The 13,963-nt window shown below is 58.2% G+C and carries 13 protein-coding genes; 7 read left to right on the top strand and 6 right to left on the bottom strand.

Annotated features, from left to right (window positions below; all coding sequences use genetic code 11):
• Positions 1–94 precede the first annotated feature (94 nt).
• Together FFB58_RS07375 and FFB58_RS07370 are read right to left on the bottom strand one after the other, a co-directional pair.
• The gene (locus tag FFB58_RS07375; protein WP_039029603.1) at positions 95–907 is read right to left on the bottom strand and encodes a Cof-type HAD-IIB family hydrolase; all 813 of its coding nucleotides are present in this window, start codon (positions 905–907) and stop codon (positions 95–97) included.
• Positions 897–2,114 carry an MFS transporter gene (locus tag FFB58_RS07370; RefSeq protein WP_138369493.1) on the bottom strand — a complete coding sequence of 406 codons (1,218 nt, stop codon included), beginning with the start codon at positions 2,112–2,114 and terminating at the stop codon, positions 897–899. The genes FFB58_RS07375 and FFB58_RS07370 overlap by 11 nt, the downstream gene beginning before the upstream one ends.
• Before the next feature lie 81 nt (positions 2,115–2,195).
• On the opposite strand from FFB58_RS07370, the gene FFB58_RS07365 reads away from it, so the two are divergent.
• Positions 2,196–2,747 carry a TetR family transcriptional regulator gene (locus tag FFB58_RS07365; protein ID WP_039029601.1) on the top strand — a complete coding sequence of 184 codons (552 nt, stop codon included), beginning with the start codon at positions 2,196–2,198 and terminating at the stop codon, positions 2,745–2,747.
• Positions 2,748–2,790: 43 nt separating this feature from the next.
• Here the strand turns inward: FFB58_RS07365 and FFB58_RS07360 are convergent, their stop codons facing one another.
• The 3 genes from FFB58_RS07360 to FFB58_RS07350 all read right to left on the bottom strand — a co-directional run bounded on the left by FFB58_RS07360 (position 2,791) and on the right by FFB58_RS07350 (position 6,411).
• Complete coding sequence (locus FFB58_RS07360; protein WP_039029600.1) at positions 2,791–3,828, bottom strand: acyltransferase family protein; 1,038 nt, start codon at positions 3,826–3,828, stop codon at positions 2,791–2,793.
• Positions 3,829–3,997: 169 nt separating this feature from the next.
• Positions 3,998–5,674, bottom strand: a complete 1,677-nt coding sequence (locus FFB58_RS07355) for a hypothetical protein (protein ID WP_138369492.1) — start codon at positions 5,672–5,674, stop codon at positions 3,998–4,000.
• Positions 5,671–6,411, bottom strand: a complete 741-nt coding sequence (locus FFB58_RS07350) for a hypothetical protein (RefSeq protein ID WP_039029598.1) — start codon at positions 6,409–6,411, stop codon at positions 5,671–5,673. The genes FFB58_RS07355 and FFB58_RS07350 overlap by 4 nt, the downstream gene beginning before the upstream one ends.
• Positions 6,412–6,936: 525 nt before the next feature.
• Between FFB58_RS07350 and FFB58_RS07345 the strand changes: the two genes are divergently transcribed.
• The 6 genes from FFB58_RS07345 (at position 6,937) to crtB (ending at position 13,235) form a co-directional block, all read left to right on the top strand.
• A complete protein-coding gene (locus FFB58_RS07345) occupies positions 6,937–7,509 on the top strand; it encodes a DUF2239 family protein (RefSeq protein ID WP_138369491.1) in 573 nt (190 codons plus the stop codon).
• 211 nt (positions 7,510–7,720) lie between these two features.
• Positions 7,721–8,641 carry a polyprenyl synthetase family protein gene (locus FFB58_RS07340; RefSeq protein ID WP_138369490.1) on the top strand — a complete coding sequence of 307 codons (921 nt, stop codon included), beginning with the start codon at positions 7,721–7,723 and terminating at the stop codon, positions 8,639–8,641.
• Entirely contained in the window at positions 8,638–9,666 is a 1,029-nt protein-coding gene (gene fni / locus FFB58_RS07335; protein ID WP_138369489.1) for a type 2 isopentenyl-diphosphate Delta-isomerase, read from the top strand. Before FFB58_RS07340 ends, fni begins: the two co-directional genes overlap by 4 nt.
• The gene (crtY, locus tag FFB58_RS07330) at positions 9,666–10,841 is read left to right on the top strand and encodes a lycopene beta-cyclase CrtY (protein WP_138369488.1); all 1,176 of its coding nucleotides are present in this window, start codon (positions 9,666–9,668) and stop codon (positions 10,839–10,841) included. Before fni ends, crtY begins: the two co-directional genes overlap by 1 nt.
• A complete protein-coding gene (locus FFB58_RS07325) occupies positions 10,834–12,312 on the top strand; it encodes a phytoene desaturase (RefSeq protein WP_138369487.1) in 1,479 nt (492 codons plus the stop codon). The genes crtY and FFB58_RS07325 overlap by 8 nt, the downstream gene beginning before the upstream one ends.
• Positions 12,309–13,235 (top strand): 15-cis-phytoene synthase CrtB, encoded by a 927-nt coding sequence (gene crtB / locus FFB58_RS07320; protein ID WP_138369486.1) that lies wholly within the window; start codon positions 12,309–12,311, stop codon positions 13,233–13,235. Before FFB58_RS07325 ends, crtB begins: the two co-directional genes overlap by 4 nt.
• Here the strand turns inward: crtB and FFB58_RS07315 are convergent.
• Positions 13,174–13,710: a sterol desaturase family protein gene (locus FFB58_RS07315; protein WP_138369485.1), complete on the bottom strand. Its 537-nt coding sequence runs from the start codon at positions 13,708–13,710 to the stop codon at positions 13,174–13,176. The genes crtB and FFB58_RS07315 overlap by 62 nt on opposite strands.
• Positions 13,711–13,963: the final 253 nt, after the last annotated feature.

Below are 13,963 nucleotides of genomic sequence, written 5' to 3'. Positions count from 1 at the left end.
CGCCTTACCCGGCCTACAAAAACGGGCGTCGTGTTAACATACGGCCCGATATCGTAGGCCCGTGCAAGCAACGCGCCGCCGGGCATTACCCTGCTTAGTTGAACGGTGCTTCCCGGCTCAACACGCGGTCGATAACCTCCAGCACCCCTTCTTCATTATTGTGCGGCGCTTCATAGCGGGCGACCGCTTTGATGTGATCCCGGGCGTTGGCCATGGCAAAGCTAAATCCGGCCTGGCTCAGCATCTCCACGTCGTTACCGCTGTCGCCAAAGGCCACCACTTCGCTGTCGTCAATGCCCCACAATTCCTGAAGCAGGCGCAGGCCGTTGGCCTTGTGGATCCCCGGCAGGATCAGGTCGATGTTGCCGTGCCCGGTGGTGACCGGCACCATAATATCGCTCAGCTTCTGGTGGATCATCGCCTGGATGCGCGGTATCTCTTCGTCCGGCAGATTCAGCCCGAATTTAAAGAAGATATCGTTGAAGTTGTCGAAGTTATCCACCTTTTCCAGACGGTGATAATACTTCGCTGCCACGTCATGGAACGCCTCGCCATAGTGCTTGAGGGTATAGGCGCTGTCTTTGCCGCAGGCAATCACTTCTACTTCGGGAATTGAACAGAGAAATTCCGCCACGGTGGCGAACTGCGCCTGGGTCAGCTCGCCGTTATAGACGTCTTCACCGGCATTCACCACCCAGCCGCCGTTTTCGGCGACAAAGGCAATCTCATCGGCGATCTCCGGGAAAAAGGAGATCAGCTGGTAATACTGGTTGCCGCTGGCGACCACAAACCGAATGCCCCGTTCCTTCATCTGCGCATACTGGCGCAGGAAGCGCGCGCGATTGTACTCCTTCGCATCGTTCAGGAAGGTGCCATCCATATCAACCGCAATCATTTTAACGCTCATATCCATTCTCCATGACAGATCCAGCCTGTGCGGCCGGTTTGGCGACCGCCCGGGCAACCAGGGCGGCAATCATCACTAATCCCAGTACCACCATCATGGCGCTGCGTAAGCCATAATGTTCGCCGAGGAAGCCCAGCAGCGGCGGGCCCACCAGGAAGGCGAGATAGCCGGTGGTGGCAACCACGCTGACGCGGGTCGGCGCATCCGGGCCGGTATCGCTGGCCGCCGAGATGGTGAGCGGGAAGCCGAGCGAAGCGCCAAGTCCCCACAGGATCACCGACACGCCGGCAATCCAGTCGACATCGACAAAAATAATCAGCGCAATGCCCAGCCCGCCGAGCAGGGCGCTGGCGCGCACCACCGTTACGCGGCTGTAGCGGTCGATAAACCAGCCGCCGGTAAAGCGCCCGACGGTCATGCCGAGGGTAAACCCGGCGTAAATCAGCGAGCCGGAGGTGGGGCTGAATCCGTGACCGTCCACCATCAGCAGCGGCAGCCAGTCGTTGGCGGACCCTTCGGCAAAGGCCATTGCCAGCACCACCACACCAATCAGCATCAGCTGCATATCGCGATAGAACGGCAACCCTTTCTCACCGGTTTTGCTCTCGCCCGCCTGGTTTTTGCCGTTGCCGTCCGGGATCGCGGTGATACCCAGCAGGACCGGGGCGATACAGACCAACGCCGCCAGCAGAATGTGCAGATTCGCGGCGATGCCGGCGGCGGTGAGCGCCATACCAACACCCGCGCCTGCCAGCGTGCCGAGGCTGTAAAAGCCGTGCATCATCGGCAGCACGGTTTTGTTCATCTCGCGCTCGATGGTGGCGCCTTCCACGTTGATGGCCACTTCGGCGGCACCAAAGCTGCCGCCAAAGACGGTGAGCCCGAGGGCAAACGCCAGCGGGGAGGCGAACCACAGCGCAACGCTGAGCATAATCATACCCACAATCGCGCAGCACATGGTGGTGCGGATCACTTTCCGCGTGCCGAAGCGCTTAACCAGCCAGGCGGAGCAGAGAATGCCGCTCATGGAGCCAATCGACAGGCCAAACAACACGATGCCCATCTCCGCCGTTGAGACCGACAAAATGTCGCGGATAGCGGGGGTACGTGTGGCCCAGGAGGCCATTAACAGGCCGGGAATAAAAAAGAACATAAACAGCGCCCACAGGCGGCGTTGCAGAATTTTGCGCGATGAGATGACGGTCATGATTTCTGTACCAGAGGGACAACACAGGAGACAACACTAGCAAGGTTGTGTACATTTGTACATAAATTCGCTGAGGTAAATATGAACAGACGACCTAACGATCCGCAACGGCGGGAAAGGATCCTGCAGGCCACCCTGGACACCATTGCCGAACACGGCCTGAACGCCGTCACCCATCGCAAAATCGCCAGCTGCGCCGGGGTGCCGCTGGGGTCGATGACCTACTATTTTGCCGGTATGGACGCGCTGCTCGAAGAGGCCTTTACCTGGTTTACGCAGCAGATGTCGGTGCAGTACCGCGAGTTTTTTGCCGGTGTAACGGGCCCGGAAATGGCCTGTGATTCCATCACCACCCTGATCTACAGCTCTGAAGTCACCACGCCGCACAATATGGAGCTGATGTACCAGCTGTACGCCTTTATGAACCGCAGCCCGTCGTTAAAAACCGTGATGCAGGACTGGATGAAAACCAGCCAGACCGTGCTGGAGCAGTGGTTTGATCCAGTCACCGCTCGCGCGCTGGATGCCTTTATCGAAGGGATGACCCTGCACTTTGTTACCGACCGACAGCCATTATCGCGGGAAGAGCTCAGGGCAATGGTGGGAAGGATTGCAGGGGAGAGTGCAGTCTGAAAGCGCCGTCATGTACCCTGCCAGGGTACATGACGGGCCTGATTTATTTAATGAGGAACGGACCGCGGATAATGTCCGACAGCCATACGCCAATTTTATGCGCGACGTAGATGCAGATGCAGGTATAAATAACAGCCGCCAGCGGGTTTGGAATAGTAAATTGCAGTCCCAGTAAGCCGATGAATAAAGGAATCAGCGATTTAACGATATATTCGAGGCCGCAAATGTTTAACGTATTTTTCCCGACGTTAATAACATACTTTGATTCACAAATCGCTTTTGCAACAAACACGCAGGTCAGTATTAAACACAGCGTTGTGAAGATGTTATTAAACATGCCAACAGCCGCATAACCTGCAAGCGAGGGCTGAATTTTCTGTAAAACAGCTAAGAGCAGTGAACCTGAATTGAACAATTGATACGCAGTGATCAACCCCAAAACGGCAAATAAGACCGCACCGGGAACGGATTTGGAAAATGCCTTACTGTTCTGCAGCGTGCTGAACAAGCATCTCCCGGCGGCAAGTGACCACCAGTACGCTAACGCGGAGTCAACGTTAAAAATCCATTTGGGATCAACCAAAGGGTTATGCCCTAATACAGTTTGTGATAACACATAGGCAATCAACGACAGGATGAGCAGCACGACAGGGTTTGTCGTGATTCTCGAAAAGATAAAGTCGATGATAAAAATAGTGAACAGACAATTAATAAACCAAAGGCTGCCGACCGCAGGCGCGTTTCGGATGCCAAAGATAATCTCAATGACGCTTCCTTTTAATCCTTCAATACCACTGCCCGATCCCAACCCGGTTATCAGCAATGTCATAAAGGCAAAAGCAAAGTAGGGCAGGAGCAGTCGCCTGGCTTTATTGATCGTAAACTGGACGAAATTTGATTTCGCTTTATGGGCTGCAAAGAATCCGGCCGCGAAGAAAAACAGTGGCACATGAAAACTAAAGACAAAAGGATAAAGTTTTCCTGCGTAAGTCCCTAAATGCCCTAAATATATTGCCGATATCCCTAAGAACTTCATGGCATCTACCCAGTCATATCTGGGTTTAATAGTAGACAAATTCATTTATCAGCCTTGAATAAAAACAGTATCGTGAATGGCAGGATTTATATGAAACTTATAAGTTAACTGCATCGCAAGTCTATCATTCATCCTGAATACCGGGAATGGAAAAGTTCTTTCACTATCTGCAGTTGAAATCAATTTAACAGCGGGGCTATCCCCGCCCTGAGTCCTACTCATGGCGCGAACTATAGCCAAAATCAAACCCCAGCAGCACGTTTTCTCGCAGGAACTGGTTAATCGGATAACTGTAGCTTTGCCCGATGCTGACGGCATGAACAACGCGCAGCACCGTCCCGCCGCTCAGGGGCAGGGGTTCATCAGTAATCGAGATCCTGGCTCCTGCTAATCCGTCCTTTAAGTTCTGATAGGCCTGTGATTCGGTGATGTCGTTATTAATGACGCTGAACGTCACCAGCAGGGCTGCAATCAGCCCCACCGGGAACAGCAGCGGGTGATGATTCATAAAGAACAGGGTACGCGAGGTGCGGCGGGTCAACATCGCCGCCGTCAGGGGGACCAGCAGCAAATAGAGCAGCTTAGCCAGATGGGTGAGGGCACCCACCAGAGAGAAGATCAGCGCAACCGGCGGCACAATTACGGCACGCGCCGCATCTTCCCCCAGCTTTTCATTGACGCCGCCCGGACTATAGCTTGTTGCCGCCGCGCGTAGCTCAGGGAGCTGTTGCCTTACTGCCTCGTCAAGATGCGGGGCGTGCAACTCTAAGGCAAAACTTTTTAGCTTGTCGGTAAGCGGATACTCTTCACGCACTCGCGTACCGGCCGGGAGCAGCAGCTTCTGGCGTAATTCTTTCTGCACCACCTCCTGGCGGAAAAAGACGGCCCAGTCGAGTCGTTTAGGCAGGGTGACGCCTTTATAGACCACGGTCCGCTGGGCGAGATATTTCTGTCTTGCGGCTTTCGCCACGGCAGCGTTAAAACCGGCGCGGTCGGACGGCGTCCAGTCACCGGTGACGGGCACGCCCTGTCCGCGAACATGGTTGCGCACGCTGGCGTAGTAACGGCGTGGCACGTTCCAGGTTTTCAGGCGTTTCGCCTCGAGCGAGCGCTCGTAGCGTTGCCAGGCTCTGGACTGCTCCTGGCGCACCGTTTCGCTGATATCCATCTCATCGTTGTAATAGGCAGTGAACTGCTTGTACACCTCTTCACGCGCCTGCTGCCAGGCTTTGTAATAGCCGAGGACGCCGCCCTCCCGGGCGCTGATGTTGTCGCGCAAGTTCTGCTCCATACCGCTTTCCAGCAAATTACGGTAGCGGTCGGAGGCGCTCAGCAGGATCGGCAGCGTTGCCAGAAATGCCTTTCCTGAAGGGCTGGTCCAGGTTTGCACCTGGCTGCCGTTGCTCTCCAGCGGGATGCCCTGCAGCGTCTGCTGTCCTTCAATCAACGCATGCTGGTAAAGCTGCGCCAGGAGCGACATCTGACGAAACTCCCCGGTGCTTTTTGAAACCTGGCGTTCAATCACCCACTCCACGGCATGCCAGGTGACGGTACCGGTCACCAGGCAGATCAGCAGCACCGCGCCAATACTCGCTTTCGCGCTCGGCAAGCGGCCTTTTTTCTTCAGTCGGACAATGGCCATGAGCGAGAACTGAAACGCCAGCAGCGCTGCGGCGATGGCGGTTAATGTCCGTCCGTAGCGTTCCATATTGTGAACTTCTTCAGCGGTCGACACGCTGCCAACCAGGTCCAGCAGGCGGGAGTTGAACGCCAGTTCACAGATGAGATAGGTGAGGGTAATGCCCGTCACCAGCCAGTTTTGCCAGGAGGGGAGGGCCGAACGCTTGATCCGGTCCTGCGGCCAGGTTTTTTGCTGCACCTGCTCAGTCATGACTTAAGCTCCAGGCTGGTCTGGCGGGTTTTGGTCGGGGCATAGATCTCATTTGGCACGGAATTGTCCAGCTCTGGCTGAGCAACTTTAGGTGGGAGAGGTTCCACCGCTTTTGTCGGCGTGCGCTTTACCGGCTTCGCCACGGGCTGTGCTTTGGCTTTGCGGGTCGTACTGGTCTGCTCGCGGGTGTTGCTCTGCACCGTTTTTGCTTTCTGAACCGGCAGGCGACGATGGTAGACCTCGCCATGCTGCCAGTTGAACTGTTCGATACGGTTGTCGGTGGCGAAGTTCAGCTGCAGTTTGTCGGCGCTGGCGGTGATATCCGGGCCGGTATCGCAAACTCCCGTGAAGGCCCACTCCTGCGAACGGGTATTTTGCAGGTCGACCAGACGATACTGCGCCGGGCAGGAGGGCGTCGCCACTTTCACCAGCAGCAGCGTATGCCCTTCGATGTGATACTGATTGACGATCCGCGCCCAGCTCACCCCCTCCAGCGGGCGCTCAATCATCAGATTGCTCCATTTCAGGCTGTAGCGGCCGTTCAGTTCCCTTAACGCCCCCGTTGAACCATCTGCCAGTGTGAACTGACCGACTTCGTTACCCAGCACGCTCGCCAGATCGGTTTTGAAAAGGATTTTGCCGTTTTTGTCGTAACGCATGGAGCAGCCACTTAATGCGATGATGACGGCCAGTACCAGCAAGCTACGCAGAGGGAGGTTATGGAGTGACATACGCATTAAATAATTCCGTTGTGTTCGTTTTTTTATTAAGGGGCAACGCTACCGGTGTGGCACAGGTATTTTGTCGAAGGTGGTTTCGGCGATCGCTATATAGATTTCCCTTAAGAGAAGATCGGCCAGAAAAACGTATTCTGATGGAGGAAAAACAGGGTTGTCCGCTGCGCTGGATATTGCACGGCGCTCGTCCATGAGAAAAAACTCAAAAAATTTAACATCTTAAAAGAATGCGTCAATCTCCAATTCTGGTAGTCACCGGGGATGATTTACGCCGGTTGAATGCGCTTCGGCGAATATTTGCGCAGCAGAATTTTTATCAGGAAAACTGAGATTTTAGTCAGCGCTATTATTTTGCAGATGCGTTAGCCTTAACTTTTCCGCCCGCCACCGTTCTTCTTCAAACGAATATGACGCCCTTAATCTCCCCCGCCAGACCGCGTGAGACATATTTTTACCCGGGTAAAATTGACGAGGAGTAAAGCCTGCTCCAGGCTTTATATTTTTACCCGGATAAAAAGGTAAAACATGCCCGCTATCACCCTTACCGCCTTCTGGCGGAACCAGCAAATCGCGCACGGCAGCCTGAGCGAACTGTTGCAGCAGCTACAATCCGCTAACATCGGCAGTGAAACCGTTTTCATCTTTAACGATCGCAGCGGAAAACGCCTCGATATTCACGTTAACGGGGATATTGCCAGCGCCCTGGCGGTTTACCCGGAGCTGGCGGAAAGCAACGTTGTTAAATCCCGCGGACGGCCAAAACTGGGCGTGTCGGCGAAAGAGGTGACCCTGTTGCCCCGTCACTGGGAGTGGCTGGCCACGCAACCCGGCGGAGCGTCCGCCACGCTGCGCAGGCTTATCGATCAGGCGAGGAAAACCGCCAAACCGGTGGATAACAAGCGTCAGCGGCACGATCGCGCCTATCACTTTATGTACGAGATGGCGGGGGATCTTTTTGGCTATGAGGAGGGCATTCGCGCGCTGTTTGCCGACGATGAGGCGGCGTTTATGGCGTGTATTGCCGGCTGGCCTGAGGATCTCCGCCGGTACGCGCTGCGGTTAGCCTTTGGGAAAGACGAGGAGAGTCAGGGTAGCTGAAAATCTCTACAAATGTAAATTTTTGTGCAATTTACTGCGAGTTATTAATTTTAATTACCTGATTTTAATGGAATTGCATTTCATCTTTGGTTTCTCTTCTCCCGCGGGGCAACAAAACGCAGAAGGATACGCTACGCTTTGTAAACCATCCTGCGGCAAGCGTTTTTTACCTCTTCTGCGGACGTCGCCACCAAACACCGGGGAAGCCACTATGACCCTTAGTCATGAAGATGATGTAAAAATGCTGTTGTCTGCGTTTGAGCAACGTCTCGAACACCTTCTGCCCGCGGGGGAGCAGGAAGGGCAGGTCTATGCCGCCATGCGCGATGCCACGCTGGTCGCCGGTAAGCGAATGCGCCCCCTGCTGCTGCTGCTGGCGGCGCGGGATATGGGCTATAAAACCGATTTAACGGGCCTTCTCGATCTGGCCTGCGCCATTGAGATGGTCCACGTCGCCTCCCTGATCCTCGATGACATGCCCTGCATGGACAATGCCACGCTCCGACGCGGGCGGCCGACGATTCACTATCAGTATGGCGAACACGTGGCGATCCTGGCGGCGGTGGCGCTGCTCAGCCACGCTTTTTGCGTTATCTCCCGCGCGCCTTTGCTGACCCATGAGGTTAAAGCGCGCGCGACGGCTGAGCTTTCGTCGTCGGTTGGACATATGGGGCTGGTGCAGGGGCAGTTTCGCGATCTAAGCGAGAGCCGTCAGAGCCGAAATGCCGATGAGATCCTGCTGACCAACGAGCTCAAAACCAGCAGCCTGTTCAACGCCACCCTGCAGCTGGCAGCCATTGCGGCCGACGCACCGCCTCAGGTGAGTGAGCGTCTGCGCTTTTTCGCCCGCGACCTCGGCCAGGCCTTCCAGCTGATTGATGACCTGACGGATGGTTCAAACGCTAACGGCAAAGATCCCCATCAGGATAAAGATAAATCGACGCTGGTCGCCGTACTCGGCGCCGAAAGCGTGTTCCTGCGCCTGCGCGAGCACGTGCGCAGCGCCGATCAGCATCTCGCGACCGCCTGTCAGCCGGGAGATACCACCCGGCACTATGTTCACGCCTGGTTTGAAAAACAGCTGACGCTGATCAGCCAGAGCCTGTCGTTATCCCTGTCGGAGTGTCAATGAGCAGCCTGTCGCAACGTAAAAGCGATCATCTCGATATCGTACTGAACGGCACGCCCGGCACAAAAAAGTGTACCAGCGGCTTCGAAAAATGGCGTTTCGGGCACTGCGCCCTGCCCGAACTGCACCTTGATGAGATTGACCTTTCGACCTCGCTGTTTGGCCGCACCCTGAACGCACCGCTGCTGATAAGCTCCATGACCGGCGGCACCCGCCGGGCAAGCCAGATCAACCAGCATCTGGCCACCGCCGCGCAGGCGCTGGGCCTGGCGATGGGGGTAGGGTCCCAGCGCGTGGCGCTTGAGAGCGAGGCCAGGCACGGCCTGACGCGCGAGCTGCGCGCCTTTGCCCCGGATATTGTGCTGATGGCGAACCTCGGCGCGGCGCAAATCGCCGGGCGACAGGGGCTCGACTATGCCCAGCGCGCCGTCGAGACCCTCGCGGCGGATGCGCTGATTATCCACCTCAACCCGCTGCAGGAGGCGCTGCAGCACGGCGGGGATCGCAACTGGTGCGGGGTTATCGACGCTATCCATCGCACCGTGGAGGCGCTGCATGTCCCGGTGGTGGTCAAAGAGGTGGGCAACGGGCTTTCGGTGCCGGTAGCCCGCCAACTGGCTGCGGCGGGCGTGGCGATGCTCGACGTTGCCGGTGCCGGGGGCACCAGCTGGGCGGCGGTGGAGGGCGAACGCGCCGTCACTGCGCATGCCCGGGAAGTGGCGATGGCCTTTGCCGACTGGGGCATTCCCACCGCGACGGCGCTGCAGGATCTGCATCAGGCGCTGCCCGACATGCCGCTGGTGGCCTCGGGCGGGATCGCCAACGGCATCGAGGTGGCAAAAGCGATCCGCTTAGGCGCAAGCGTAGTGGGCCAGGCCGCCGGAGTGCTGCACAGCGCGTTGACCTCCAGCGAGGCGGTTATCGACCATTTTCAGGTGATCATCGACCAGCTGCGCGTCGCCTGTTTCTGCACCGGGAGCGCAAACCTGGCGCAGCTGCGTCAGGCCACGCTGGTGGCCCAGACCTGATGGCGCCAGCGTGGGACATCATCCTGGCAGGGGGCGGGCTGGCAAACGGGCTGATTGCCTTACGCTTGCGACAGCAGCGCCCCGAACTGCGCGTGCTGCTCCTCGAGGTCGACAGCCAGCCTGGGGGGAATCACACCTGGTCCTTTCATGAGGCCGACCTTACTCCGGAACAGCATCAGTGGGTGGCCCCGCTGGTGGCGCACCGCTGGCAGGGCTACGACGTCCGCTTTCCCGGACTCAGCCGTACCCTTGCCGGAGAGTATCTCAGCATCACCTCCACGCGTTTTGCCGATGTGCTGACCGGCACCTGTGGCGACACTCTGCATACCCACGCCATTATCACCGCGCTCACCCCGACGTCGGTGACGCTTGCCGACGGCACAACACTGCAGGCCCGGGCGGTCATCGATGGCCGGGGCTACAGGCCGGACAGGCATCTCCACACCGGCAGCCAGTCCTTTCTCGGGCAAGAGTGGCGTCTGAGCCAGCCTCACGGCCTGACGCGACCGATCCTGATGGACGCCACGGTCAACCAGCAGGGCGGGTATCGCTTTGTCTACACGCTGCCGCTTTCCGCCACTGAACTCTTAATCGAAGACACCCACTACGTTGACGCCGCTCGCCTGGATCTGGACGTCGCCCGGCAAAACATCGCTGACTATGCCCGTCAGCAGGGCTGGGCGCTGGAGCGCCTCAACCGTGAAGAGCAGGGCCATCTGCCGATTATGCTGGCGGGGGATTTCCCGGCCAGCTGGCAGGAGAAGGCTAAACAGCCGTGCAGCGGCCTGCGCGCCGGGCTGTTTCATGCCACCACCGGCTATTCGCTGCCCCACGCGGTGGCGCTGGCCGAGGCCATTGCCGCAAGCGCGGAGATCGACGCGGCGGCACTTTTTTCTGTTATTCATCGCTACGCCCTGCGCCAGTGGCGCGAGCAGCGCTTTTTCCGCACCCTTAACCGCATGCTGTTCCTGGCGGGGGATGCCGATAAACGCTGGCAGGTGATGCAGCGGTTTTACTCTCTTAACGAAGGGCTGATCGCCCGCTTTTACGCCGGGCAGATAACCCTGGCCGATAAAGCGCGGATCCTGGCAGGTAAGCCCCCGGTTCCCGTCGGCGAAGCGATGCTCGCCATACTGAAACTCACTCCCCGGATGCGAGCGTTTCACCATGAATAAAACAGTGATTATTGGCGCCGGTTTCGGCGGATTAGCGCTGGCCATTCGGCTGCAGGCGCAGGGCATCGACACCCTTCTGCTGGAGCAGCGGGATAAGCCCGGCGGGCGCGCCTACGTTTATCAGGATAACGGCTTCACCTTTGACGCCGGGCCGACGGTGATTACCGATCCCAGCGCCATCGAAGAGCTATTCACCCTGGCCGGCAAACGCATGGCGGATTATGTCGAGCTGCTGCCGGTAACGCCTTTCTATCGCCTGTGCTGGGAGACGGGCGAAGTGTTTGATTACGACAACGTGCAGACCCGGCTGGAAGAGCAAATCCGCCGTTTCAATCCGCGCGACGTGGAGGGCTATCGCAAGTTTCACGCCTACTCCCGGGAGGTGTTTAACGAGGGGTATCTCAAACTCGGCACGGTGCCGTTCCTCTCATTTCGCGACATGCTCCGCGCCGGGCCGCAGCTTACCCGTCTGCAGGCCTGGCGCAGCGTCTACAGCATGGTCTCGCGTTTTATCGAGAACGAACAGCTGCGCCAGGCGTTCTCCTTTCACTCCCTGCTGGTGGGGGGCAATCCGTTTGCCACCTCGTCGATCTATACCCTGATCCACGCCCTTGAGCGTGAGTGGGGCGTCTGGTTTGCCCGCGGCGGGACCGGGGCGCTGGTGCAGGGGCTGGTGAAGCTCTATCAGGATCTGGGCGGCGAACTTCAACTGAATGCAGAGGTGACCCGGCTGGAGGCCGAGGGGGATCGCATTAGCGCCGTGACGCTGAAAGATGGCCGGACGATCCCGACCGCGGCGGTGGCCTCCAATGCCGACGTGGTGCATACCTATGAAAAGCTGCTGGGGCATCATCCGACGGGGGCGGCGCGTGCGGCGTCCCTTAAGCGCAAACGCATGAGTAATTCGCTGTTTGTGCTCTATTTTGGCCTGAACAAGCAGCACGATCTGGCCCATCATACGGTCTGTTTCGGGCCGCGCTACAAAGCGCTGATCGACGAAATTTTCAATAAAAACGCCCTGGCGGAGGATTTTTCCCTCTACCTTCACGCCCCCTGCGTCACCGATCCCTCCCTGGCCCCGCCGGGCTGCGGCAGCTATTACGTGCTAGCCCCGGTGCCCCATTTAGGCACGGCGGATCTCGACTGGGCCGTCGAGGGGCCGCGCCTGCGCGACAGGATTTTTGCTTATCTCGAAGCCCACTACATGCCGGGGCTGCGCAGCCAGCTGGTGACCCACCGCATGTTTACCCCGTTTGATTTTCGCGACCAGCTGGGTGCGCATCTGGGATCCGCCTTTTCGGTCGAACCGATCCTGCGCCAGAGCGCCTGGTTCCGGCCGCACAATCGCGACAGCCGGATCCCCAATCTGTACCTGGTCGGCGCCGGTACGCATCCGGGAGCCGGTATCCCCGGAGTGATCGGCTCGGCAAAAGCGACGGCAGGACTGATGCTGGAGGCGCTCTCCCGATGAACACGACCCTGATGGATCACGCCACCGACACCATCGCCGTGGGCTCGAAAAGTTTTGCCACCGCGGCGAAGCTTTTTGATCCCGCCACCCGACGCAGCGTGCTGATGCTCTACGCCTGGTGCCGGTACTGCGACGACGTGATCGACGGGCAGGAGCTGGGGTTTAGCGCCGCGCCTGTGGACAGCGCCGAGGCAGAAAAGCGTATGGAGATGCTCAAAAACCAGACCCGACGCGCCTGGGAGGGGGCGGAGATGAGCGAGCCCGCCTTTGCTGCTTTTCAGGAGGTGGCGCTGGGCCACAACATCCCGCTCCAGCTGGCGTACGATCATCTCGACGGCTTTGCCATGGACGTGCGCGAGACCCATTACGAGACGTTAGACGACACCCTGCAGTACTGCTATCGCGTGGCGGGCGTGGTCGGATTGATGATGGCGAGGGTGATGGGCGTGCGCGACGAGGCGGTGCTCGATCGCGCCTGTGATTTAGGCCTGGCGTTCCAGTTGACCAATATCGCAAGGGATATTGTCGATGATGCCCGGGTTGGCCGCTGCTATCTGCCCGCTCAATGGCTGGCAGAGGCGAAAATCGACCCGCAGGCGCTTGCCGCATCGCAGACCCGCGAACCGCTGGCGGCTCTTGCCCAGAGGCTGGTGGCGGAAGCCGAGCCTTATTATGCCTCTGCCCGGCAGGGGCTGGCCGGGCTGCCCCTGCGATCCGCATGGGCAATTGCCTCGGCGCACGGGGTGTACCGCGAAATTGGCGTGAAGGTGAGCGCGGCGGGGGCCCGCGCCTGGGATACCCGGCAGGGCACCAGCGACCTTGAGAAAGCAGGCTTACTGCTGAAAGGCGCCGGGCTGGCGCTTACTTCTCGTTTTGCGACGCCGACGCCGCGCCCGTCCGGGCTCTGGCAGCGCCCTCGCTAGCCGCGCGATGCGCCTTGCGCTGGCGTAACGTGGCCTGCAATTTGTCTATTGGCGGCGCATAGAGAAAACCAAAGGAGACGCAATCCTCTTTGCCCCGTACCGCGTGGTGCAGACGGTGCGCCAGATAAAGACGCTTGAGATAACCCTTACGGGGAATATAGCGAAACGGCCAGCGCTGATGCACCAGCCCGTCATGCACTATAAAGTAGAGCGCGCCGTAAGCCGTCATCCCGGCCCCAATCCACTGCAGCGGCCATATGCCCCAGGTTCCCAACGCAATCAGCACAATCGCCAGCACGGCAAACACCACGGCGTAGAGGTCGTTCACCTCAAACCAGCCCGTGCGCGGTTCGTGATGCGATTCGTGCCATCCCCATCCCCAGCCATGCATGATGTACTTGTGGGCAAGGGCAGCGATTAACTCCATGGCGGCAACGGTTAAAAGCACAATCACTGTGTTGTACAACGCGAGCATTGGGGCTCCTTGGGCTCGGGATGAATTTAGCTGACAGTTAAGCGTAACACCTAATTGGGGAAAGGGTGGGAAGGCTGATGGGAAGCGACGTTGTGAATGGTGAGGGGGCGGATTTCAGGCAACAAAAAACCCATCAACCTTGAACCAAAACGGCGGGGTTGATGGGCTCCACAAATTGGGGACATCAAAGAAAAGCAGTGGCAATAGTTATGACTGACGTCTGGGGGAAAAGTTCTGCGCATAGCGAAAATTT

The sequence above is a fragment of the Enterobacter sp. MF024 genome (genome assembly GCF_005843915.1).
GTDB classification, from domain to species: Bacteria; Pseudomonadota; Gammaproteobacteria; order Enterobacterales; family Enterobacteriaceae; genus Enterobacter; species Enterobacter barmai.
This window is presented reverse-complemented; position numbering and strand designations above follow the sequence as displayed.

Bases quoted from the DNA above. Each gene is read 5' to 3' on its own strand.
- fni (WP_138369489.1), top strand. From the start codon at position 8,638: ATGAGCAGCCTGTCGCAACGTAAAAGCGATCATCTCGATATCGTACTG.
- FFB58_RS07370 (WP_138369493.1), bottom strand. From the start codon at position 2,114: ATGACCGTCATCTCATCGCGCAAAATTCTGCAACGCCGCCTGTGGGCG.
- FFB58_RS07350 (WP_039029598.1), bottom strand. From the start codon at position 6,411: ATGCGTATGTCACTCCATAACCTCCCTCTGCGTAGCTTGCTGGTACTG.
- crtB (WP_138369486.1), top strand. From the start codon at position 12,309: ATGAACACGACCCTGATGGATCACGCCACCGACACCATCGCCGTGGGC.
- crtY (WP_138369488.1), top strand. From the start codon at position 9,666: ATGGCGCCAGCGTGGGACATCATCCTGGCAGGGGGCGGGCTGGCAAAC.
- FFB58_RS07355 (WP_138369492.1), bottom strand. From the start codon at position 5,674: ATGACTGAGCAGGTGCAGCAAAAAACCTGGCCGCAGGACCGGATCAAG.
- FFB58_RS07340 (WP_138369490.1), top strand. From the start codon at position 7,721: ATGACCCTTAGTCATGAAGATGATGTAAAAATGCTGTTGTCTGCGTTT.
- FFB58_RS07365 (WP_039029601.1), top strand. From the start codon at position 2,196: ATGAACAGACGACCTAACGATCCGCAACGGCGGGAAAGGATCCTGCAG.
- FFB58_RS07325 (WP_138369487.1), top strand. From the start codon at position 10,834: ATGAATAAAACAGTGATTATTGGCGCCGGTTTCGGCGGATTAGCGCTG.
- FFB58_RS07375 (WP_039029603.1), bottom strand. From the start codon at position 907: ATGAGCGTTAAAATGATTGCGGTTGATATGGATGGCACCTTCCTGAAC.
- FFB58_RS07315 (WP_138369485.1), bottom strand. From the start codon at position 13,710: ATGCTCGCGTTGTACAACACAGTGATTGTGCTTTTAACCGTTGCCGCC.
- FFB58_RS07345 (WP_138369491.1), top strand. From the start codon at position 6,937: ATGCCCGCTATCACCCTTACCGCCTTCTGGCGGAACCAGCAAATCGCG.
- FFB58_RS07360 (WP_039029600.1), bottom strand. From the start codon at position 3,828: ATGAATTTGTCTACTATTAAACCCAGATATGACTGGGTAGATGCCATG.